Genomic DNA, 1,894 nt, shown 5'->3' with positions numbered 1-1,894 from the left:
GGCATATAGGGATCGCAAAGCGGACCGGAAAACAAGCAGAGGCGCCGGGGAAGAGCGCGCGGCGCCAATTGCACGGCGATCAGGGCTCGCCTATCACGGGAAAAATGTCTCTGCCCAGAAAATGACTCCGCTTACCGAAACCGTCCTCTTCGTCTTCAGCCTCGTGGCGCTCGGCTATCTGGCCGGGCTCACCTTCTATCTGAAGCCGGCGAGCGGGGAGGGCATTTCCGAATTCGCCGTCAACGTGGCGATGCCGCTGCTGTTGTTCCAGACCATGGTCAAATCGGATTTCCACGGCGTCACGCCGTGGTCGCTGTGGGGTGCCTATTTCGCGGCCGTGGCCATCACCTGGGCCGGGGGCCATCTGGTGATGACGCGCATCTTCGGGCGAGATGCCCGCGCGGGCATCGTCGGCGGCGTGTCGTCGGCCTATTCCAACGTCGTGCTGCTCGGCGCGCCCTTCATCCTCGGCATCTTCGGCGCCAGCGGCTTCGAGGTGCTGTCGCTGCTGGTCTCGGTGCACCTGCCGATCATGATGATGGCCTCGATCGTGCTGTTCGAGATGTTCGGGCGCGGCAGCGGCGAGGTGGTCCATCCGCTGCGTGTCGTCAAAAGCTTCCTCAGGCGCCTGTTCATCAATCCGCTGATCATCGGCATCCTGGCGGGGCTCGCCTGGCGCCTGACCGGCTTGCCGCTGCCCGACCTCGTCGAACGGCTGGTCGACACGCTCGCCGACACGGCCGGCCCGGTGGCGCTGTTCGCCATGGGGCTCAGCCTGCGCCGCTTCGGCATCTCCGGCAATATCCAGCCGGCGCTGGCGCTGTCGGGTCTGAAGCTGTTCCTGATGCCGGCGCTGGTGCTGGCTTTCGTGTGGCTGCTCGGCCTGCCGCCGCTGACGGCCAAGGTCGCGGTCGTGGTTGCTGCACTGCCTTCGGGCATCAATTCCTACCTGATCGCCGTCCAGTTCAACACCGGCCAGGCGCTGGCCTCGAACCAGATGACCCTTGCCACCGCCAGCGCGGTGGTGACCACGTCGTTCTGGCTGACGGTGGTGATCCACATCTTCGGGTAGAGGGGCCGAGCGCTCTCGCCTTTGCTGGCCCAACCCCTATATGCCATCTTGTGATTGCCTGCCCGCCTTTCCCTAGGTAAGAGCAATGCGCCGGCGTGCGGCTCTTGGGCACGCCTCAACGGATTTCCAGAAAAACGGCCCGATCAGCGCGCCGAACGGAGGCCAGACCATGCTTCAGAAAACCAGCCATTTCATGCGCCAGGCCAATCTCATCAATGGCGAATGGGTGCAGGCCGACAGCGGCCAGACCATCGACGTCAACAATCCGGCGACGGGCCTGAAGATCGGCACCGTGCCGAAGGCCGGCAAGGCCGAGACCCGCAGGGCCATCGAGGCCGCGGAGCAAGCCTTCAAGAGCTGGCGCAAGACCACCGCGCTGGAGCGCTCGAAGCTGCTGCGCAAGCTGCATGACGCCATCATGGACAATCAGGACGCACTCGCCGAACTGCTGACTATCGAGCAGGGCAAGTCGATGTTCGAATCCAAGGGCGAGGTTGGTTCGTCGGCTGCTTATATCCTCTGGTTCGCCGAGGAAGGCCGCCGTGTCTATGGCGACATCGTGCCGTCGCCGTGGGGCGACCGCCGCATCCTGGTGACCAAGGAGCCGGTCGGCGTCATCGCCGCCATCACGCCGTGGAACTTCCCGTCCTCGATGCTTGCCCGCAAGATCGGCCCGGCTTTGGCTGCCGGCTGCACCGCGGTGGTGAAGCCCGCCTCGCAGACGCCTTATTCGGGCCTCGCCTGGGGCGCGCTGGTCGAGGAAGTCGGCTTCCCGAAAGGTGTCGTCAATATCGTCACCGGTTCGGCCGGCGAGATCGGTGA

Annotated in this window: 2 protein-coding genes; both read left to right on the top strand. The window is 64.8% G+C overall.

Translation table 11 applies throughout. The features are described 5' to 3' along the window. The first annotated feature begins 121 nt into the window (after positions 1-121). A complete protein-coding gene (locus EOD07_RS32890) occupies positions 122-1,072 on the top strand; it encodes an AEC family transporter (protein WP_127238202.1) in 951 nt (316 codons plus the stop codon). Positions 1,073-1,241: 169 nt separating this feature from the next. Next, positions 1,242-1,894, top strand: a 653-nt coding sequence (locus EOD07_RS32885; RefSeq protein ID WP_127238201.1) for an aldehyde dehydrogenase family protein, incomplete at its 3' end; no start/stop codon positions are given.

The organism is Mesorhizobium sp. M2C.T.Ca.TU.002.02.1.1 (assembly GCF_003997225.1).
Note: the sequence above shows the minus strand (reverse complement) of the source record. Positions and strands in the feature narration are given on the sequence as shown.